The organism is Massilia eurypsychrophila (genome assembly GCF_002760655.1).
In the GTDB taxonomy this organism is placed as follows: Bacteria; Pseudomonadota; Gammaproteobacteria; order Burkholderiales; family Burkholderiaceae_D; genus JAFCUW01.
The window spans coordinates 62,242-79,878 of record NZ_PDOC01000021.1; the positions used below are offsets into that span (position 1 = coordinate 62,242).

Genomic DNA, 17,637 nt, shown 5'->3' on the forward strand with positions numbered 1-17,637 from the left:
TATCGGCTACCGGCCTATTACTGGCGGGTGGTGTCGATCTGGATCAGCGGCTCGTCCACTTGCGGTGGCAGCGGCTTGCGTTCACGCGGAACACGTACCGGCGGCGCCGCGCTGGCTGCCGCTTCCTGTGCTGCACGCAGCTTCTCGGGATCGGTGGCAGCCAGAGTCAGACCGGCTGAACCGAGCAACTCCTTCAAGTCGGCAACCGGTGCTTGCACTGGCGCTTGCACTGGCGCTGGCGCCATTGTTTGCACGGGAACCGGCACCGGCGCTGCCTGGACCGGCGCTCCAACCGCGACCGGCGCTGCAACGGCGACCGGCGCCGGCGCTTCTTCGACAACGGCCACTGGCTCTTCAACAGCTTCCGGCGCTGTCTGGATGGCCACCGGCTCGGCGACGACGCGTTCGCCTTCGACCACGGCTGCGACTGGCTCGGCGGCTACCGGTGCTTCCACCGGGGTATCCGGCGTGAACATGGTTTCCGGCATCACTGCAGGCTCAGCTGGCGCTTCGGCGACGGCTGGTGCTTCAGCGATGGCTGGTGCAACAGCCACGACCGGTGCTTCGGCGACGGCTGGCATTTCGGCAACGACCGGGGTCGGCTCCGGCTGCACTGACTCCGGCGCTGGCGCCAGGGCTGGTTCGGCAGGCTCGACCATGACGTATTCCGACGCCGGTACCGGCTCAGCTTCGGCCGCTTGCTGGTCAGCCACCGGCGTGAACGCCACCGTGGTCGACGAGTCTGCTTCGCCTTCGTTGTCGCCTGCTTCGTTCTCGCCACCTTCACCGAGCTCGCGCTCGCGGCGGTTACGGTTGCGGCCACCGCGGCGGCGGCGGCGGCGCGGCTCGTCGCCCGATTCGACTTCGATTTCTTCGCCGTTCGGGCCGATGGTCGTGATGGTCTTGACCACTTGCTCGGTAACGTTGTGCTCGCCGTCCGGGCCGACGGTGGTGACCGAAATCGACGAGGCCATCACTTCTTCGGTGACGATCACGTCGTCGGCCTTCGATTCGGCAACGACAGCGCGGTAGTCGGCGCGCTCACGGGCAGGGCGCGGGGTGCGCTCGGCGCGTTCAGGACGCTCGCCACGTTCGGCGCGCGGCGCCGCCGGAGCTTGCGCTTCGGCCTGCTCGCGCGGCTCGCGGGCTTCACGCGGTGGGCGTGGCGGACGCGGCGGGCGGGCGGCGCGGGTTTCGGCGTCGGCCGCTTTCACGGTCTCGTCGGCAACGCCGGCCTTGGCGCCAGGTTCGCGCTCTTCGCGGCCACCTTGCTTGCCGCCACGGCTGCGGCCGCGCGGTCCACGACCATTGCGGTCGCCGCCACGGTCAGCGGCAGCAGCCGGCTTGGCTGGCGCGGCAACTGGCGCCGGCGCGGCAACTGGCGTCGCTTTCTTGCCCATGAAGAAGTTGATGATCTTGTCGAGGAAGCTTTCCTCGACCGGCGCCACCGGCACCGGTGCAACGATGACCGGCTTGACCGGCTCGCTGCGGTCGACCATCGGCGCAGGCTGGGCCGGGGTGATCGTCTTGACGACGGCTTCCTGGCGCGGCTTGGCTTCTTCCTTCTGGCGCTTGCTGTAAGCCATGTCGGTGTCGGCCTGCTCGGCCAGGGTGTAGCTGGCCTGGCTGTCTTCGAGGCGCGGATCGTCGTGCTTGATGCGCTCGAGCTTGTAGTGCGGCGTGTCGAGGTGCTTGTTCGGGATCAGGATCACGCCGATGCGGTGGCGGTTCTCGATCTTGAGCACTTCGCCGCGCTTTTCGTTGAGCAGGAACGCGGCAACATCGACCGGCACCTGGACGTGGATGGTGGCCGAATTTTCCTTCATCGCCTCTTCCTGGATGATGCGCAGGACTTGCAAGGCGGACGATTCGGTGTCGCGGATGTGGCCGGTGCCGGAGCAGCGCGGGCACGTCACGTGGCTGCCTTCGGACAGCGACGGACGCAGGCGCTGGCGCGACAGTTCCATCAGGCCGAAACGGGAAATCTTGCCCATCTGGACACGCGCGCGGTCGTGGTGCAGCGCGTCTTTCAGGCGGGTTTCCACCTCGCGCTGGTTTTTCGCCACTTCCATGTCGATGAAATCGATGACAATCAGGCCGCCAAGGTCGCGCAGGCGCAACTGGCGGGCCACTTCTTCGGCCGCTTCGCAGTTGGTGTTGAACGCGGTGGTCTCGATGTCCGAGCCGCGCGTGGCGCGGGCCGAGTTGACGTCGACCGACACCAGTGCTTCGGTGTGGTCGATGACGATGGCGCCGCCGGACGGCAACGGCACCGTGCGCGAGTACGCCGTTTCAATCTGGTGTTCGATCTGGAAACGCGAGAACAGCGGCACGTCGTCGCTGTAGCGCTTGACGCGGTGCACCATGTCGGGCATCACGTGGCTCATGAACTGATGCGCCTGCTCGTAGATGTCGTCGGTGTCGATCAGGATCTCGCCGATGTCGGGCTGGAAGTAGTCGCGGATGGCGCGGATGACGAGCGAGCTCTCCTGGTAGATCAGGAACGCGCCGTTGCCTTGCTTGCCGGCGCCTTCGATCGCGCGCCACAATTGCATCAGGTAGTTCAAGTCCCACTGCAGTTCTTCGACGTTGCGGCCGATGCCGGCGGTGCGGGCAATGACCGACATGCCTTGCGGCAGGTCCAGCTTGTCCATCGTTTCACGCAGTTCCTGGCGCTCTTCGCCTTCGACACGGCGCGATACGCCGCCGCCGCGCGGGTTGTTCGGCATCAGCACGAGGTAGCGGCCGGCCAGCGAGACGAACGAGGTCAGCGCCGCGCCTTTGTTGCCGCGCTCTTCTTTTTCGACCTGGACCATGATTTCCTGGCCTTCGCGCAGCGCTTCCTTGACGGAGGCGGTACGGACGTCGACGCCTTCGCGGAAATAGGTGCGGGCAACTTCTTTGAAGGGGAGGAAGCCGTGGCGGTCTTCGCCGTAGCTGACGAAGCAAGCTTCGAGGGAGGGTTCAATGCGGGTGATGACACCTTTATAGATGTTCGACTTGCGCTGTTCGCGGCCGGCCGACTCGATATCGATGTCGATCAGTTTCTGACCGTCGACAATTGCTACGCGCAGCTCTTCTTGCTGCGTAGCGTTAAACAACATACGTTTCATTTTTATTGACTCCACGACCCGAAGGCCGATCCAGGCCACCTTGTCAGGGCGGCTTATGTACATGGGATGTACGCGGGAACGGAGAGTTGGAGGGTGGGTATGCCTTCATGCACGGCGCAGCAACGACAGGCGTTGCGGCCGCAACGGGGCGCGGTGGGGTCGATCGACATGCCGAGTGCACGCATCACCTGCAACTTTCCTGTTTGCTGCCGGTCGAACCGGGGCACAGGGACAGCCAGGCGGTGAGCAGATCAACGAGCCAAACCGTAGCCAGCGAACATACCAAGACTTCGAACCACCGGCGAATGGATCCGCCATTATTCTCAAGCCTTCGGGATGAGGCTTACATCGGGTCGGGCGAAAACGACAAGCGTTATCGACGCCATCAACCGGCGAGCTGGCCAAATAGACAGCTTGCCGGTACTTATCCTTACAATTCCAAACTATCCAATCTTGCAGCCCTGCGTGCAATCCGATTACAACAACGGTGCAACCTTGATTCGCGCAGGGATGTGCGTACACGTTTTTCCATCGAATTTGCAATTTGGCGAGGCCGATGGACACGCCCCTGTGTAAAATATCGTTTTAATTCTTACACCAGCAGAGGTTTGACCGCCGCCTGTCGATTATATATTCAAAATGAAGGACTTAGAGAGAATTTCTGGGAAGACAGAGCAAATGAAGATGCAAACCGGGAGTGTTCCCCCTTCCTCACCGACACCGCTGCAAGCCCAGTTCGTAACAATTACCGAAGAAGAAGCCGGCCAGCGCATCGACAACTACCTGCTGCGCGTGTGCAAGGGCGTCCCCAAGAGTCACATATACCGTATTTTGCGTTCTGGCGAAGTGCGCGTCAATAAAGGCCGCATCGATCAGTTATACCGGCTGGTGAACGGCGATGTGGTACGCATTCCGCCGGTGCGGGTGGCCGAAAAATCAACGGCAGTCGTTCCGGGCGCCGAATTTACCATCCTGTTCGAAGATGCCCACCTGCTGGTGATCGACAAGCCATGCGGCACCGCGGTGCATGGCGGCTCCGGCGTGTCGTACGGCGTCATCGAGCAGTTGCGCGCGTCGCGCCCGGACGCCAAGTTCCTCGAACTGGTGCACCGGCTCGACCGCGAAACGTCGGGCGTGCTGATGCTGGCGAAAAAGCGCTCGGCGCTGACCAACCTGCACGAACAGATGCGCGACGGCGTGACCGACAAGCGCTACCTGACCGCGGTGGGCGGCGACTGGAAGAACGCGCGCCAGCACATCAAGCTGCCGCTGCACAAATACACCACCGCCGAAGGCGAGCGGCGGGTCTGCGTGCAGGCCGGCGGGATGGAGTCGCATACCGTCTTCAGCTTGTTGCGCAAGTGGGAGCATTTCGCCCTGCTGGAAGCGGAACTGAAAACCGGGCGCACCCACCAGATCCGCGTTCATCTCGCTTCGTCCGGCTTCCCTATCCTGGGTGACGACAAGTACGGCGATTTCGCACTCAACCGGGTGCTGCTGAAAGCGGATCAGACGCGCGGCGCGCTCAAGCGCATGTTCCTGCACGCCCATCAGATCACCTTCATCCATCCCGACAGCGGCAAGCAGGTGACGATAAATGCCCCGTTGCCGGCAGAATGCGACCGTTTCTTGGTAAGCTTGGGGAAACCGCAGAATATTGCAGTGCGATAATCTCGCGACAACACTTACCCCTGGAAGGAGCCGGCGGCCACAAGCCAGCCGGAACACATGGCACGAAAGCAATTTGACCTGATCGTATTCGACTGGGACGGCACCCTGATGGACAGCACATCGACCATCGTCAAGAGCATCCAGTCGGCCGCGCGCGACCTCGGCCTGCCGATCCCGCGGGACGAGGAGGCGTCGCACGTCATCGGCCTCGGCCTGCACGAAGCGATGCAGGCGGTGATGCCGAACATCGACCCGGTCTGGTATCCCAAGATGGTCGAGCGCTATCGCTACCATTTCCTGATGAAGGACCCTGAACTGGTGCTGTTCGACGGTGTTAGCGCCATGTTGAACGAACTGTCGCAGGAAGGCTATTTCCTGGCGGTGGCGACCGGCAAGAGCCGCGTCGGTCTGAACCGGGCGCTGAATGCGGTCGGCCTGCTGTCGCTGTTCGACGCCACGCGCTGCGCCGACGAGACGTTTTCGAAGCCGCATCCGGCCATGCTGCAGGAACTGACGCGCGAACTGGGCCAGGACCTGAAGCGCACCGTGATGATTGGCGACACCACGCACGACCTGCTGATGGCGAACAACGCCGGCGCCGGCGCCGTGGCAGTCGAGTACGGTGCGCACCCGGTCGACCAGCTGCAAGCATGCAAGCCGCTGTATTCGGCGCAGACGGTGACCCAGCTGCACCAATGGCTGGGCGAGAACGCATGATGAGTGAGCCGGCCGCAGCCGCGTTGCTGGTGTGCGACGCCGACGCCGTGGTCGAAGGCGGGCGCGGCGTGCGCTTTGCGGTCAGCGCGTTCGGCGACGACGGCACCGGCTTCGTGGTTCGCTATGGCGGCAAGGTGTACGGCTACCTGAACCGTTGCGCCCACGTACCGATCGAGCTCGACTGGAACCAGGGCGAGTTCTTCGAGTCCAGCGGCCTGTACCTGATGTGCTCGACCCACGGGGCAATTTACGTCCCGCAGACCGGACAGTGCGCCGGCGGCCCCTGCAAGGGTGGCCGCTTGCGCCCGATCGCCGTGCATGAAGAGCACGACAAGATTTACTGGCAGCCAGACGAATTCGTCAAGGCGCCACCAGTTTCCATCTAAATTTCGATAACCACGATTCTATGAACGATAACATCGGCAGCACCCCGACGGACAAGCCAGTGATGGCCGCCCCGCTTAACCACGCCAACTGGGAACGCGACACGCTGGAAAAGCTGCTGTTTGCCACCGTCAAGGAACAGAGGACGACGCGCCGCTGGGGCATCTTCTTCAAACTGCTGGTATTGGGCGCGATCTTCTTTTCTTTGTGGGCCTTTTTCGATTTCAGCACCGGCTCGGATATCGAAGCGCTGGGCAAGCATACGGCGCTGATCGAGATCGACGGCAATATCGACGTCGACGGCAGCGGTTCGGCCAACTCGGTCATTCCATCGCTAAACAAGGCGTTCAGCGACGTTGGCTCGGTCGCCGTGGTGCTGCGCATCAACAGCCCGGGCGGCAGTCCGGTCCAGGCCGGCATGATCGTCGATGAGATCCTGCGCTTGCGGAAGGGCTATCCGGCCAAGCCGGTGTACGTGGTGGTCGATGAAATCTGCGCGTCCGGCGGGTATTACATCGCCGCGTCGGCCGACAAGATCTTTGTCAACAAGGCCAGCATCGTCGGCTCGATCGGGGTACTGATGGATGGCTTCGGCTTTACCGGTACGATGGAGAAGGCCGGCGTCGAGCGGCGATTGCTGACCGCCGGCGAGAACAAGGATTTCATGGATCCGTTCAGCCCGCAGTCGGACAAGCACAAGGCGCATGCCCAGGCAATGTTGAACGAAATTCACCAGCAATTCATTGGCGTGGTGCGGGCAGGGCGCGGCAAGCGCCTGAAGGAAACACCGGACATGTTCTCCGGCCTGTTCTGGAGCGGCGCGCGCGCCGTCGAGATGGGGCTGGCCGATGGCTTTGGCAGCGTCGACAGTGTCGCGCGCGAAATCGTCAAGGTCGATGACATCGTCGACTACACGGCGCACGAAGGCTTGCCGGAGCGGGTGCTGAAGAAATTTGGTGCGTCGGTCGGCGCCGGTGCGGTCAAGTCGCTGTATCGCGGGGCAACGCCGGCGGTGCGCTGAGGAGAGTTAATTTCTCCTTGCAAGTTGGCAGGTTTGTCCTATATTGAACCCGTAGTGCATTCAAAGGGGTTGATATAAAAGTTCACGTAGTTTTCATATATTCGAACCGGACTACTGACCGCACGCTTGTGCGGTATGGAGAGAATTAAATTTTCTCGCAACGGTCTCCTTCGCGGGACTTGGAAACGGCGGCGCAATGCCGCCGTTTCCTATTGTGCTAGTCCGATTCAATCAACGCAGCTGCGGAACAGGCCCGGGATGGCGGGCGGCTTGCCGGCTAGGAAGTAGATTCCGACCTGGAGTGCGGAAATGTCCGATGGCGCCACCTCATACTGTGAGAAACCACCGCATCCAAGCCACTGCTGGAAGTTGGTCTGGGCCTGGGCCAACCAGGCCGCACGGCCGAGCGCCGGCGCTGGGATCTCGTCCCTGGCGGGCACGTCGGCGCTGGCCGTCATCCACCGCGCGATTGCCAGTTGGGCCTCGTACCGAGCGGATTGTTCGAGGGCAAGCTGGCAATGGGCCTGCGCCCGCGATCCTGGAAAGTCCTGGTCGCTCTGGCCGCAGTGGTTGTCGTTGGTCATGTTGTCCTCTTCTTGGGTGGGTCTTCGTTTTGTCCTACCGACGAGGTAACGATTCGTAGGAGCCGTTAGGCCGATTCCTAACGAGGTTTCACTGTACCAACGAGGGAACCGAAACACTTGATCTATGTCAAACGTGTCGTTCGCCAGCAATCAAATGTCCACTTGGCAACTTTCGTCCGATGCAGCAGGCCGCATGGCAGTGCTGTCGGCGCTGCCGCTGTTCTGGTAAAGTCTCGCCCATGAGCAAATTATCCCTGGACCGCATCCTGCAATCGCAAGGTTTCGGCACGCGCAAATACTGCCGCGCCCTGATCGAAGACGGCGAAGTGAGCGTCAATAGCGCGCCGCACACGAACTACAAAACTACGTTTGACACCGATAATCTGGTATTGACGGTCTTTGGCGAGGAATGGACCTATCGCGAGCATGTCTACATCGCCTTGCACAAGCCGGCCAATTTTGAATGTTCGCGCAAGCCCAGCCACCATCCCGGCGTGCTGACCCTTCTTCCGGAACAATTTACCTGGCGCGACGTCCAGCCCGTCGGCCGGCTCGACCATGACACCACCGGGATGCTGCTGATGTCCGACGATGGCCCGTTTATCCACGCACAATCGTCGCCGAAGCGCCATGTGCCAAAGATTTACCAGGCCACCACGCAAGAGCCGGTCACCCAGCAACTGGTGGAAAAATTGCTCGAAGGCGTCAATCTGCACGACGAACCTGCGCCGCTGAAGGCGCTGACCTGCATCCAGCGCGGCGAGCACCAGCTCGAAATCGTGCTCGAGCAAGGCAAGTACCACCAGGTCAAGCGCATGCTGGCCGCGGCCGACAACCATTGCCTCGCGCTGCATCGCTCGGCCATCGGCAGCCTGACGCTCGACTCGCTCGGCCTGGCCGAAGGAGAATGGTGCTTTCTCGACCAGGCCCAGCTGGACCTGCTGGCATGAAGCTCGCCACCCTCAACGACGGTACCCGCGACGGCCAGCTTGCCGTCGTTTCGCGCGACCTGAAGCACGCCCACCTGGCCGACGGCATCGCGCCGACGCTGCAGGCGGCGCTCGACGACTGGGCCTTCATCGCGCCGCAACTGAACGAGCTGTATCAGCAGCTCAATGGCGGGCGTGGTAGCCGCAGCTTCGACTTCGACCCGGCCAGGTGCATGGCGCCGCTGCCGCGCGCCTTTCAGTGGGTCGACGGTTCGGCCTACGTCAACCACGTCGAACTGGTGCGCAAGGCGCGCAAGGCCGAGATGCCGGAGTCGTTCTGGGAAGACCCGCTGATGTACCAGGGCGGCAGCGATGACTTTCTCGGCCCGCAGGACGATATCGTGCTGGCGCATGAGGAGTGGGGCATCGATTTCGAAGCGGAAGTCGCCGTCATCACCGGTGACGTGCCGATGGGCTCGACGCCGGACCAGGCGCACCAGCAGATCCGCTTGCTGATGCTGGCCAACGATGTCTCGCTGCGCAATTTGATCCCGGCCGAGCTGGCCAAGGGTTTCGGTTTCCTGCAGTCGAAGCCGGCGACGAGCTTCTCGCCGGTGGCAGTCACGCCGGACGAACTGGGCGACGCCTGGCTTGGGGGCAAGGTGCACCTGCCGCTGCGCTCGACGTGGAACGGCAAGCTGGTCGGCCAGCCGCATGCCGGCGTAGACATGGTATTTAATTTCCCGCAACTAATTGCTCACCTGTGCAAGTCGCGCAACGCGCGCGCCGGCACCATCGTCGGCTCCGGCACGGTGTCAAACAAGGATGCCGGGCGCGGCTATTCCTGCATCGCCGAGAAGCGCTGCCTGGAGATGGTCGCCGATGGGCTCGCATCGACGCCGTTCATGCTGTTTGGCGACACGATCAAGATCGAAATGCTCGACGGCGCCGGAAAATCAGTGTTCGGCGCCATTGCCCAGAGCGTCAAGCAGGCCGAGGCGAAAAAGCTGCGCTAGCCGAATAACCCGATTGTAAGCACGGCTTTGCACGCCTGTTCAGAAGATAGCCTCAGAGCAATACCGCCGATAATGTCCCCTGTCGTTCCTGTTGCCGCGCGTCTCAATGCAGCCAGGGCGTTACCGGAGTGGACATGTCAGAAGACAGCGACGCAGAAAAGACCGAACCGGCGTCAAGCAAGCGGTTGGAGCAGGCCCGTGAAGAAGGCGACGTGCCCCGATCGCGCGAACTTGCAACCTTTACAGTATTGATGACCGCCGGCGCCGGCCTCTGGATGACCGGCGACGGCGTCGTGCGCAGCCTGAACGCCATCATGGTGTCGGGCCTGGCGCTCGACCGCGAACAAATCTTCAATGCCGACGTGCTGATCCGCCGCGTCGGCTTCGACATCGTGTCGGTGATGATGGCCTGCCTGCCGCTGGCGATCGCCATCATGGTCGTCGCGCTGGCGTCGCCACTGCTGGTCGGCGGCTGGCTGTTCAGCTCGAAGTCCTTCCTGCCCAACTTCGGCAAGCTCAACCCCATCAAGGGCCTTGGCAACATGGTCTCGGTCAACGCGCTGGTCGAACTGCTGAAGGCGGTTGGCAAGACCGTCGTCGTCGGCAGCGTCGCCTACCTGGTCGTGATGAGCCAGAAGGATGCCGTCATGGGCCTGGCGGTCGAATCGGTCAGCGCCGGCAGCGCGCACCTGATCAACTTGCTGATGTGGGCCTTCCTGTTCATCGTCGGCGGCCTCGGCTTTGTCGCCGCGATCGACGGTCCCTACCAGATCTGGCATTACGCCGACAAGCTGAAGATGACGCGCCAGGAAGTGATCCAGGAATCGAAGGAATCGGACGGCAATCCGGAAATGAAGGCCAAGGTTCGCCAGATGCAGCGTCAGATGTCGCAGCGCCGCATGATGGCGGCGGTGCCGACGGCCGACGTGGTCGTCACCAACCCGACCCACTATGCCGTCGCGCTGAAGTATGCCGACGGCCAGGGCGGGGCGCCAATGGTCGTCGCCAAGGGCGCCGACGAAGTGGCGGCGAAAATCCGCGAACTGGCCAAGGAAAACAAGGTTGCGCTGCTGGAAGCGCCGGCACTGGCCCGTGCGCTGCACCAGCACACCGAGATCGGCGACGAGATTCCCGAGGCGCTGTATTCGGCGGTGGCCGAGGTGCTGGCGTACGTGTTCCAGCTGCGCGCATTTAACAAGGCCGGCGGCAAGTATCCGGACCGTCCGACCAGACTGCCGGTGCCGCCCGAGATGGACCCGCACAACCCCGCATCGCAAAAAAAGCCTGCATCGAATAACGGAGCAACACCATGAACGGCATCACTCTCCCATCCTGGCTGAGCGGACTGAGCGGCAAGGGCGGCTCCGCGCTGGCGGCGCCAATGATCATCATCTTGCTGCTGGCAATGATGGTGCTGCCGCTGCCGGCCTTCATTCTCGACGTGTTCTTCAGCTTTAACATCGCGCTGTCGGTGATCGTTTTGCTGACCAGCCTGTACACGGTCAAGCCGCTCGACTTCATGGCCTTTCCTACCATCTTGCTGGTGTCGACGATGCTGCGCCTGTCGCTCAACGTGGCCTCGACCCGTATCGTGCTGACCGAAGGCCACACCGGCGGCGCCGCGGCCGGCAAGGTGATCGAAGCGTTCGGCCACTTCCTGATCGGTGGCAACTACACGGTCGGTATCGTCGTGTTTATCATTTTGACTATCATTAATTTTACCGTCGTCACCAAGGGTGCCGGCCGTATCGCCGAGGTGGGCGCCCGTTTCGCGCTCGACGCCATGCCGGGCAAGCAGATGGCGATCGACGCCGACCTCAACGCCGGCCTGATCGGCGAAGATGAAGCGCGCCGCCGCCGCAGCGAAGTGGGCCAGGAAGCCGAGTTCTACGGCGCAATGGACGGCGCCAGCAAGTACGTGCGCGGCGACGCGGTGGCCGGCATCATGGTTACCGTCATCAACATCGTCGGCGGCCTGCTGGTCGGCATGCTGCAGCACGACATGGGGTTCGCCGCCGCCGCCAAGACCTACACCTTGCTCGCCATCGGTGACGGCCTGGTGGCGCAGATTCCGTCGCTGATCATTTCGACCGCGGCCGGTATCGTCGTCTCGCGCGTGGCCAGCGACCAGGACATCGGCACCCAGCTGGTGGGCCAGTTGTTCGCCAAGCCGCAAGTGCTGTACATCACCGCCGGCATCATCGGCGGCATGGGTTTGATTCCGGGCATGCCGAACATGGTGTTCCTGCTGCTGGCCGCCTCGCTGGCCGGTGTCGCCTACATGGCCAACAAGCGCCTGCAGCAGCCGGCTAAAGTGGAAGAGGCTGCCGGCGGACCGGGCGCGGCTGGCGCGCCGGCCGCTGCCGCCGGCGCCGAGCAGGAAGAGGCGACCTGGCAAGACATCATGCCGGTCGATACGCTGGGGCTGGAAGTGGGCTACCGCCTGATTCCGCTGGTCGACAAGACGCAGGGCGGCGAGCTGCTCAAGCGCATCAAGGGCATCCGCAAGAAGTTCGCCCAGGAAGTCGGCTTCCTGGCGCCGCCGGTGCACATCCGCGACAACCTCGAGCTCAAGCCATCGGCTTACCGCATCACGCTCAAGGGCGTCGAAGTGGGCAGCGGCGAGGCGCTCAACGGGCAGTTCCTGGCGATCAATCCGGGCATGGCCAGCGGCACCTTGCCGGGGCTGGAAACGACGGACCCGGCGTTCGGGCTGCCTGCCACCTGGATCGACGCCAGCTTGCGCGACGAAGCGCAGGGCATGGGCTACACCGTGGTCGACGCCGGCACCGTGGTGGCGACCCACCTGAACCACCTGATCACGACGCACGCCTCCGAGCTGCTGGGACGGGCCGAAGTGCAGGCGCTGCTCGACCATATCGCCAAGGAGTCGCCAAAGCTGGTCGAAGACCTGGTGCCGAAGGTGGTGTCGCTGTCGACCTTGCAAAAGGTGCTGCAGAACCTGCTGATCGAGGGCGTGCACATCCGCGACATGCATTCGGTGATCGAGACCCTGGCCGAGCATGCGATGCACACGCAGGATCCGAACGACCTGACGGCGCTGGTGCGCATCGCGCTGGGCCGGGCGATCGTGCAGCAGCTGTTCCCGGGCGCCACCGAGCTGTCGGTGATGACGCTGGACAACCGGCTCGAGCGCTTGCTGATGCAGGCGATGGGGGCGGGCGGCGACGGTTCCGGCATCGAGCCCGGGCTGGCCGACACGATCGCGCAGCAGGCCGGCCAGGCCGCGGCGCAGCAGGAGCAGATGGGGCTGACGCCGGTACTGCTGGTGCCGGGGCCGCTGCGGGCGCTGCTGTCGCGCTTCCTGCGGCGCGCGTTGCCGCAGCTGAAGGTGCTGTCGCATAGCGAGATTCCTGAGACCAAGACGATCCGGGTCACCAGCCTGGTGGGCGCGCCGGGGTAATTTTACAGCACGGATCCGAGCCGGCAAACGGCCCGGACCCGTGCTGCATAAACGGCTTTGAAACCTCAAGTTAGCAGGCCATAAATACAACGAATCACCAATAATCGTTTGCGAGCCGTCAACGATATAGTTATCATAAATTTACCAAACTGCATTACCTCCGCTGCGCTCCTTCACAAGGAATGTCCATGCACACTTCCCCCCGCCTGCTGGCGCTGCTCACCGGCGCCGCGTTCGCCGCGCCCGTCTTCGCCCAGACTGCCGCCCCGCTCGATTGTCAGCGCTCCTTCGCTTTCCGCGCCGATACCGATGGCGTCGCCGGCAAGACCGTGTGCAGCGCCAAGGCCGACGCCTTCATCGATGCCCTCGACAACTTCAACGCAAGCAATGCGGCCTACACGCCGGTCTCGAGCGCACTGGTGCAGGCCAGATTTTCCGACGTCGGCATGGTGCTGAGCTATGACGCCAATTCGACCAGGCTGAACTACAACTTCATTGAACTCGGCGACAGCGGCAGCTTTACCGGCGCCTCGCGCGCGGAATCGCAGGACCAGTTCGAGGATTTTGTGAAGAAAAGTAATATTCTCGCCCGCATCATGCAGTACCAGGCGCAGCACTCGGCGACCAGCCCGATTACCGGCATCGGCGGCGTGATCACGATGGCCGGCGCGCAGGACTTCGGCAGTAGTTTCGATACGATGAGCAAGATCGCCAGCGGCCAGGGTGCGAGCAACAACCTGGTCGGCGTCGGCCTGAACTATGGAAGCTACTCGGTGTCGGGCAGCGACGAGCGCATCAAGACCACCAGCGTGCCGCTGTCGTATACGGTGCGCAACGATATCGACCCGCGCCGGCAACTGGTGCTGAGCGTGCCGATCACGCTGGTGTCGATCGGCGGCGCGCAAAGCGTGCACGGCAGCGCCGGCGTCGCCTACCGGCTGCCGCTCAGCGACAACTGGACGCTGACCCCGGGCGCGCGCTACGCCATCATCGCGTCGAAGGACCGCGCCACCTTGTCGTCGGTGATGTCGGCCAGCCTCACCAGTACCTACGCGATGCCGACGAACGGCTACACCTTGGGCATCGGCAACATGATCGGCTATTACAAAACCGGAAAATTCTCCAGCGGCGATTATTCGATTGCGCCGGACATTGCCCTGACGATGATGCGGAACGGCATCATGGCGTCCATGCCGACCACCATGTTCGGTCCAAAAATGGCGGCTGAAATCTCACTGATCGATATGCGTTACCTCGGCGACAAGCCGTTCGTCGACAGCACGCAGGAAATCGGCTTTACGATCGGCACCAACCGCAACGCGGCCAATGCGCGCAGCTTCGTGCGTGGCGGCCTGAGCTACCTGCGCGGCAGGAACACGCGCGGCCTGAGCGTCAACTTCGGCTACTGGTTCTGATGGCAACGGGGCGGCGGACCATGCATGCATGGCCGCTGTTGCTGTGCTTGCTGTTCTGCGCGCCGGCCCTGGCCGACCGCGGCACCGACCAGGTGGCGCTGGCCGCAAGCGGGCGCTACGACCAGCTCGAGCAGATGCTCGAAGCCCAGCTTAAGGCCGGACCGCTCGATACGCGCGACCGCCACGCGCTGTGTTTTGCCTATTCCAAGACCAAGCGTTACGCGCGCCTGATGGCCTGCCTCGACCAGCTGGCGTTAGCTTTGCAGCGCGGCGACAAGCGTACGCGCCTGTTCGCGCTCGACGATGCGACGCCGGCGTTGGGCCTGATGCGCTCCGAGGCCCAGCTCGAACTGGGTCAATACGGCGCCGCCGCGGACACCGCGCGCCGCGCCGGCGAATGGCTGGCGGCCGACCAGAGCGACGACCTCGACATGGTATTTAATGCCATCGCCGCCGAATCGATCGCGCTGACGCTGGGCGGCGAGCCGGCGCGCGGCGCGGCGCTGGCCAACCGGCTGGCAGGCCTGGGGACCGGGATGATGGGCGCGTATGCCGGCGCCAAGAGCATGGCGCTGGCGCGCGCGCGCATGGCGCTGGGCGACTATGCCGGCGTGCTGGCCGCCTTCGACGGCGACAAGATGTTCGCGGTCAACGTGTTTCTCGACCGGCTGGTCAGCGGCGGCTTTCTCACCGGCGTCAACAACTGGGTGTGGGCGGAGCTGCCGCGCGCTTTCATGATCAACAAGGCGCTGCTCGAGAGCGGCCGCAGCGCCGAAGCGAAGGCCGGCTTCGAGCGCCTGCTGGCGCTGAAGCAAGTGGCCGAGAACGGCGAAATCTACTGGCTGCTGCTGAACGAACGGGGCCGCATCGCCGAGCGCGAGCAGGACCGTGCCGGCGCTCTGGCGCTGTACCGGCGCGCCATCGATGTCGTCGAGCAGCAGCGCGCCAGCATCAATACCGAGGCGAGCAAGATCGGTTTCGTCGGCGACAAGCAGGCCCTGTACGGCCGCGCCATCGCCTGCGCGCTGGCGCTCGGCGAGACCGAGCGCGCGTACGACTACATGGAGCGCGCCAAGTCGCGCGCGCTGATCGACCTGTTGGCCGGCAAAGGCGCCGGCGTCGCGCTGACGGGCCAGGACGCCGCCAGCGGCGCGCTGCTGGCCGGACTGGAAGCGGCCGCCGACGCCGCGCTGGCGCAGCTGCCGCTGGACATGGCCACGGCCGGCCCGGCCGAAGGGCGCGGCGCGCTGCGCAGCCATGCGCAGGCGCTCAGGCAGCGCGATCCGGCGCTCGCTTCGCTGGTCAGCGTCGGCGCGCTGTCGCTGCCGGAAGTGCGCCGCTTCCTGCGCCAAGACGAAGTGCTGATCGAATACTATGTCAACGGCGCCCAGCTGGTGGTGGTCGGGGTGGGGCCGGCGAGCGTGGTCTCGGCCACGCTCGAGGCCGCGCCGCTCGAGGGCGAAGTGCGGGCCTTGCGCGCCGCCATCGAAGCGATGGCGCCGAACACGGCGGCGCTGGCGCAGGCGCTCTACACGCGCCTGCTGGGGCCGGTCGCGGCATTGATCGCCGGGCGCAACCTGGTCATCGTCCCGCACGGCAGCCTGCACTACCTGCCGTTTGCCGCCCTGCACGATGGCAAGAACTATCTCGCCGCCAGCCACAACCTGCGCTATTTGCCCAGCGCCAGTGTGCACCAGTACCTGCGCCGCCCCAGCGGCGCGGCCGTCACGCAGATGCTGGTGTTCGGCAACCCGGACCTGCGCAACCGGCAACTCGATTTGCCCAGTTCGGAAAAAGAGGCGGAAATGATCGCCCGGCTGGTCCCGGGCAGCACGATCCTGACCCGCCTGGCCGCTTCGGAAACGGCGTTCAAGCACAGCGCCGGCAACTACCGCTACCTGCATGTCGCCGCGCACGGCGAGTTCGTCGGCGACGCGCCGCTGCAGTCGCGCCTGGCGCTGGCGGCCGATGGCGGCAACGACGGTTCGCTGACCGTCAGCGAAATCTACGGCCTGCGGCTGAACGCCGACCTGGTGACGCTGTCGGCCTGCGAGACGGGGCTGGCGAAGGCGCTCAGCGGTGACGACCTAATCGGCATGACGCGCGGCTTCCTGTATGCCGGCAGCAGCAACATCGTCGCCAGCATGTGGGAAGTGGAAGACGTCGCCACCGGCGAACTGATGCAGCAGTTCTACCGCAACCTGGCCGCCGGGCAGAGCAAGAAGGAGGCGCTGCGCCAGGCCCAGCTGGCGATGTGGAAGCGTTTTCCGCACCCGGTCGACTGGGCCGCGTTCTACCTGACCGGCGACGGGCAATGAGCGCTGCCGCCGGCATCGGCGACGGCGGCGCGGCCCTGCCGGCCGGCTACCGGCTGCACGAGTTCCAGATCGAACGGGTGCTCGGCGAGGGCGGCTTCGGCATCGTCTACCTGGCGCACGACCTGCAACTGCGCCGCACGGTGGCGCTGAAGGAATACCTGCCGGCCTCGCTCGCCGTGCGCCAGGCCGGCAATGTCGTCGACGTGCGCTCCGAGTCGCGCCGCGAGACGTTCGACCTGGGGCTGCGCAGCTTCATCAACGAGGCGCAACTGCTGGCCTCGTTCGACCACGCGTCGCTGGTCAAGGTCTACCGCTTCTGGGAGCAGAACGGTACCGCCTACATGGTGATGCCGTTTTATGAGGGGCCGACGCTGAAGGCGTGGCTGAAGGCGCAGCCGCAGGCGCCGGGCGAGGCATGGCTGAAGCGCCTGCTCGGCCCGCTGCTCGACGCCCTCGCGCTGATCCACGCCAGCCATTGCTATCACCGCGACATCGCGCCCGACAACATCTTGCTGTTGGGCGAACAGCAGCAGCCGGTGCTGCTCGACTTCGGCGCCGCGCGGCGCGTCATCGGCGACACCCCGCAGGCGCTGACGGTGATCCTGAAACCGGGCTACGCGCCGGTCGAGCAGTATGCCGAAGAGGCCAGCATGCAGCAGGGCGCCTGGACCGATGTGTATGCGCTGTGCGCCGTGTTGCACATGGCCATAGTCGGGCACGCGCCGGCAGCGTCGGTGGGCCGCATGATGAGCGACGAGCTGGTGCCGCTGTCGACCAGCGCGCGCGGCCGCTACTCGGCCGCCTTTCTCGCCGCGATCGACGCCGGCTTGGCGGTGCGGCCGGAGCAGCGCCCGCAGGATGTGGCGGCGTTGCGCGCGCGCCTGTTTGCGCTCAAGCACGAGGACGACGCCACCGTCATGCGGCCGCCCGCCGGTGACGCGAGACGGCCGACGCCTGCGCCGCCGGCCGCGGCCACCGTTCCCGCGCGCGCCGGCGGCAGTGCTGTGCGCGCCGCGGCGGCCGGGGCACTGTTGCTGGCCGCCGG

At 64.4% G+C, this 17,637-nt stretch carries 13 protein-coding genes; 11 read left to right on the plus strand and 2 right to left on the minus strand.

All coding sequences use genetic code 11. The annotated features are described in order from the left end of the window. Positions 1-17: 17 nt before the first annotated feature. Positions 18-3,113 carry an Rne/Rng family ribonuclease gene (locus tag CR105_RS22685; RefSeq protein WP_099792468.1) on the minus strand — a complete coding sequence of 1,032 codons (3,096 nt, stop codon included), beginning with the start codon at positions 3,111-3,113 and terminating at the stop codon, positions 18-20. A gap of 678 nt (positions 3,114-3,791) precedes the next feature. Between CR105_RS22685 and CR105_RS22690 the strand changes: the two genes are divergently transcribed. The 4 genes from CR105_RS22690 (at position 3,792) to CR105_RS22705 (ending at position 6,906) form a co-directional block, all read left to right on the plus strand. Continuing rightward, on the plus strand, positions 3,792-4,784 hold the full coding sequence (locus CR105_RS22690) for an RluA family pseudouridine synthase (RefSeq protein WP_229414079.1): 993 nt from the start codon (positions 3,792-3,794) through the stop codon (positions 4,782-4,784). A 57-nt stretch (positions 4,785-4,841) separates the two neighbouring features. Continuing rightward, the gene (locus CR105_RS22695; RefSeq protein ID WP_099792472.1) at positions 4,842-5,501 is read left to right on the plus strand and encodes an HAD-IA family hydrolase; all 660 of its coding nucleotides are present in this window, start codon (positions 4,842-4,844) and stop codon (positions 5,499-5,501) included. Then, complete coding sequence (locus CR105_RS22700) at positions 5,498-5,887, plus strand: Rieske (2Fe-2S) protein (RefSeq protein ID WP_099792474.1); 390 nt, start codon at positions 5,498-5,500, stop codon at positions 5,885-5,887. The genes CR105_RS22695 and CR105_RS22700 overlap by 4 nt, the downstream gene beginning before the upstream one ends. A gap of 62 nt (positions 5,888-5,949) precedes the next feature. Beyond that, positions 5,950-6,906 (plus strand): S49 family peptidase, encoded by a 957-nt coding sequence (locus CR105_RS22705; protein ID WP_229414082.1) that lies wholly within the window; start codon positions 5,950-5,952, stop codon positions 6,904-6,906. A gap of 227 nt (positions 6,907-7,133) precedes the next feature. Here the strand turns inward: CR105_RS22705 and CR105_RS22710 are convergent, their stop codons facing one another. Continuing rightward, on the minus strand, positions 7,134-7,490 hold the full coding sequence (locus tag CR105_RS22710; protein ID WP_099792478.1) for a hypothetical protein: 357 nt from the start codon (positions 7,488-7,490) through the stop codon (positions 7,134-7,136). A gap of 239 nt (positions 7,491-7,729) precedes the next feature. Here CR105_RS22710 and CR105_RS22715 point away from each other — a divergent pair, with 239 nt between their 5' ends. The 7 genes from CR105_RS22715 to CR105_RS22745 all read left to right on the plus strand — a co-directional run. Further along, on the plus strand, positions 7,730-8,440 hold the full coding sequence (locus CR105_RS22715) for a pseudouridine synthase (protein WP_099792480.1): 711 nt from the start codon (positions 7,730-7,732) through the stop codon (positions 8,438-8,440). Next, positions 8,437-9,435: a fumarylacetoacetate hydrolase family protein gene (locus CR105_RS22720; protein ID WP_099792482.1), complete on the plus strand. Its 999-nt coding sequence runs from the start codon at positions 8,437-8,439 to the stop codon at positions 9,433-9,435. Before CR105_RS22715 ends, CR105_RS22720 begins: the two co-directional genes overlap by 4 nt. A 134-nt stretch (positions 9,436-9,569) precedes the next feature. Beyond that, positions 9,570-10,748, plus strand: a complete 1,179-nt coding sequence (gene flhB / locus CR105_RS22725) for a flagellar biosynthesis protein FlhB (protein ID WP_099792484.1) — start codon at positions 9,570-9,572, stop codon at positions 10,746-10,748. After that, positions 10,745-12,859, plus strand: a complete 2,115-nt coding sequence (gene flhA / locus CR105_RS22730; protein WP_099792486.1) for a flagellar biosynthesis protein FlhA — start codon at positions 10,745-10,747, stop codon at positions 12,857-12,859. The genes flhB and flhA overlap by 4 nt, the downstream gene beginning before the upstream one ends. Positions 12,860-13,047: 188 nt before the next feature. Further along, on the plus strand, positions 13,048-14,274 hold the full coding sequence (locus CR105_RS22735) for a hypothetical protein (protein WP_131021796.1): 1,227 nt from the start codon (positions 13,048-13,050) through the stop codon (positions 14,272-14,274). Between the two features lie 20 nt (positions 14,275-14,294). Beyond that, a complete protein-coding gene (locus tag CR105_RS22740) occupies positions 14,295-16,592 on the plus strand; it encodes a CHAT domain-containing protein (protein ID WP_099792490.1) in 2,298 nt (765 codons plus the stop codon). After that, a partial coding sequence (locus CR105_RS22745) for a serine/threonine-protein kinase (protein ID WP_143752800.1) occupies positions 16,589-17,637 on the plus strand: 1,049 nt, incomplete at its 3' end. The genes CR105_RS22740 and CR105_RS22745, both read left to right, overlap by 4 nt.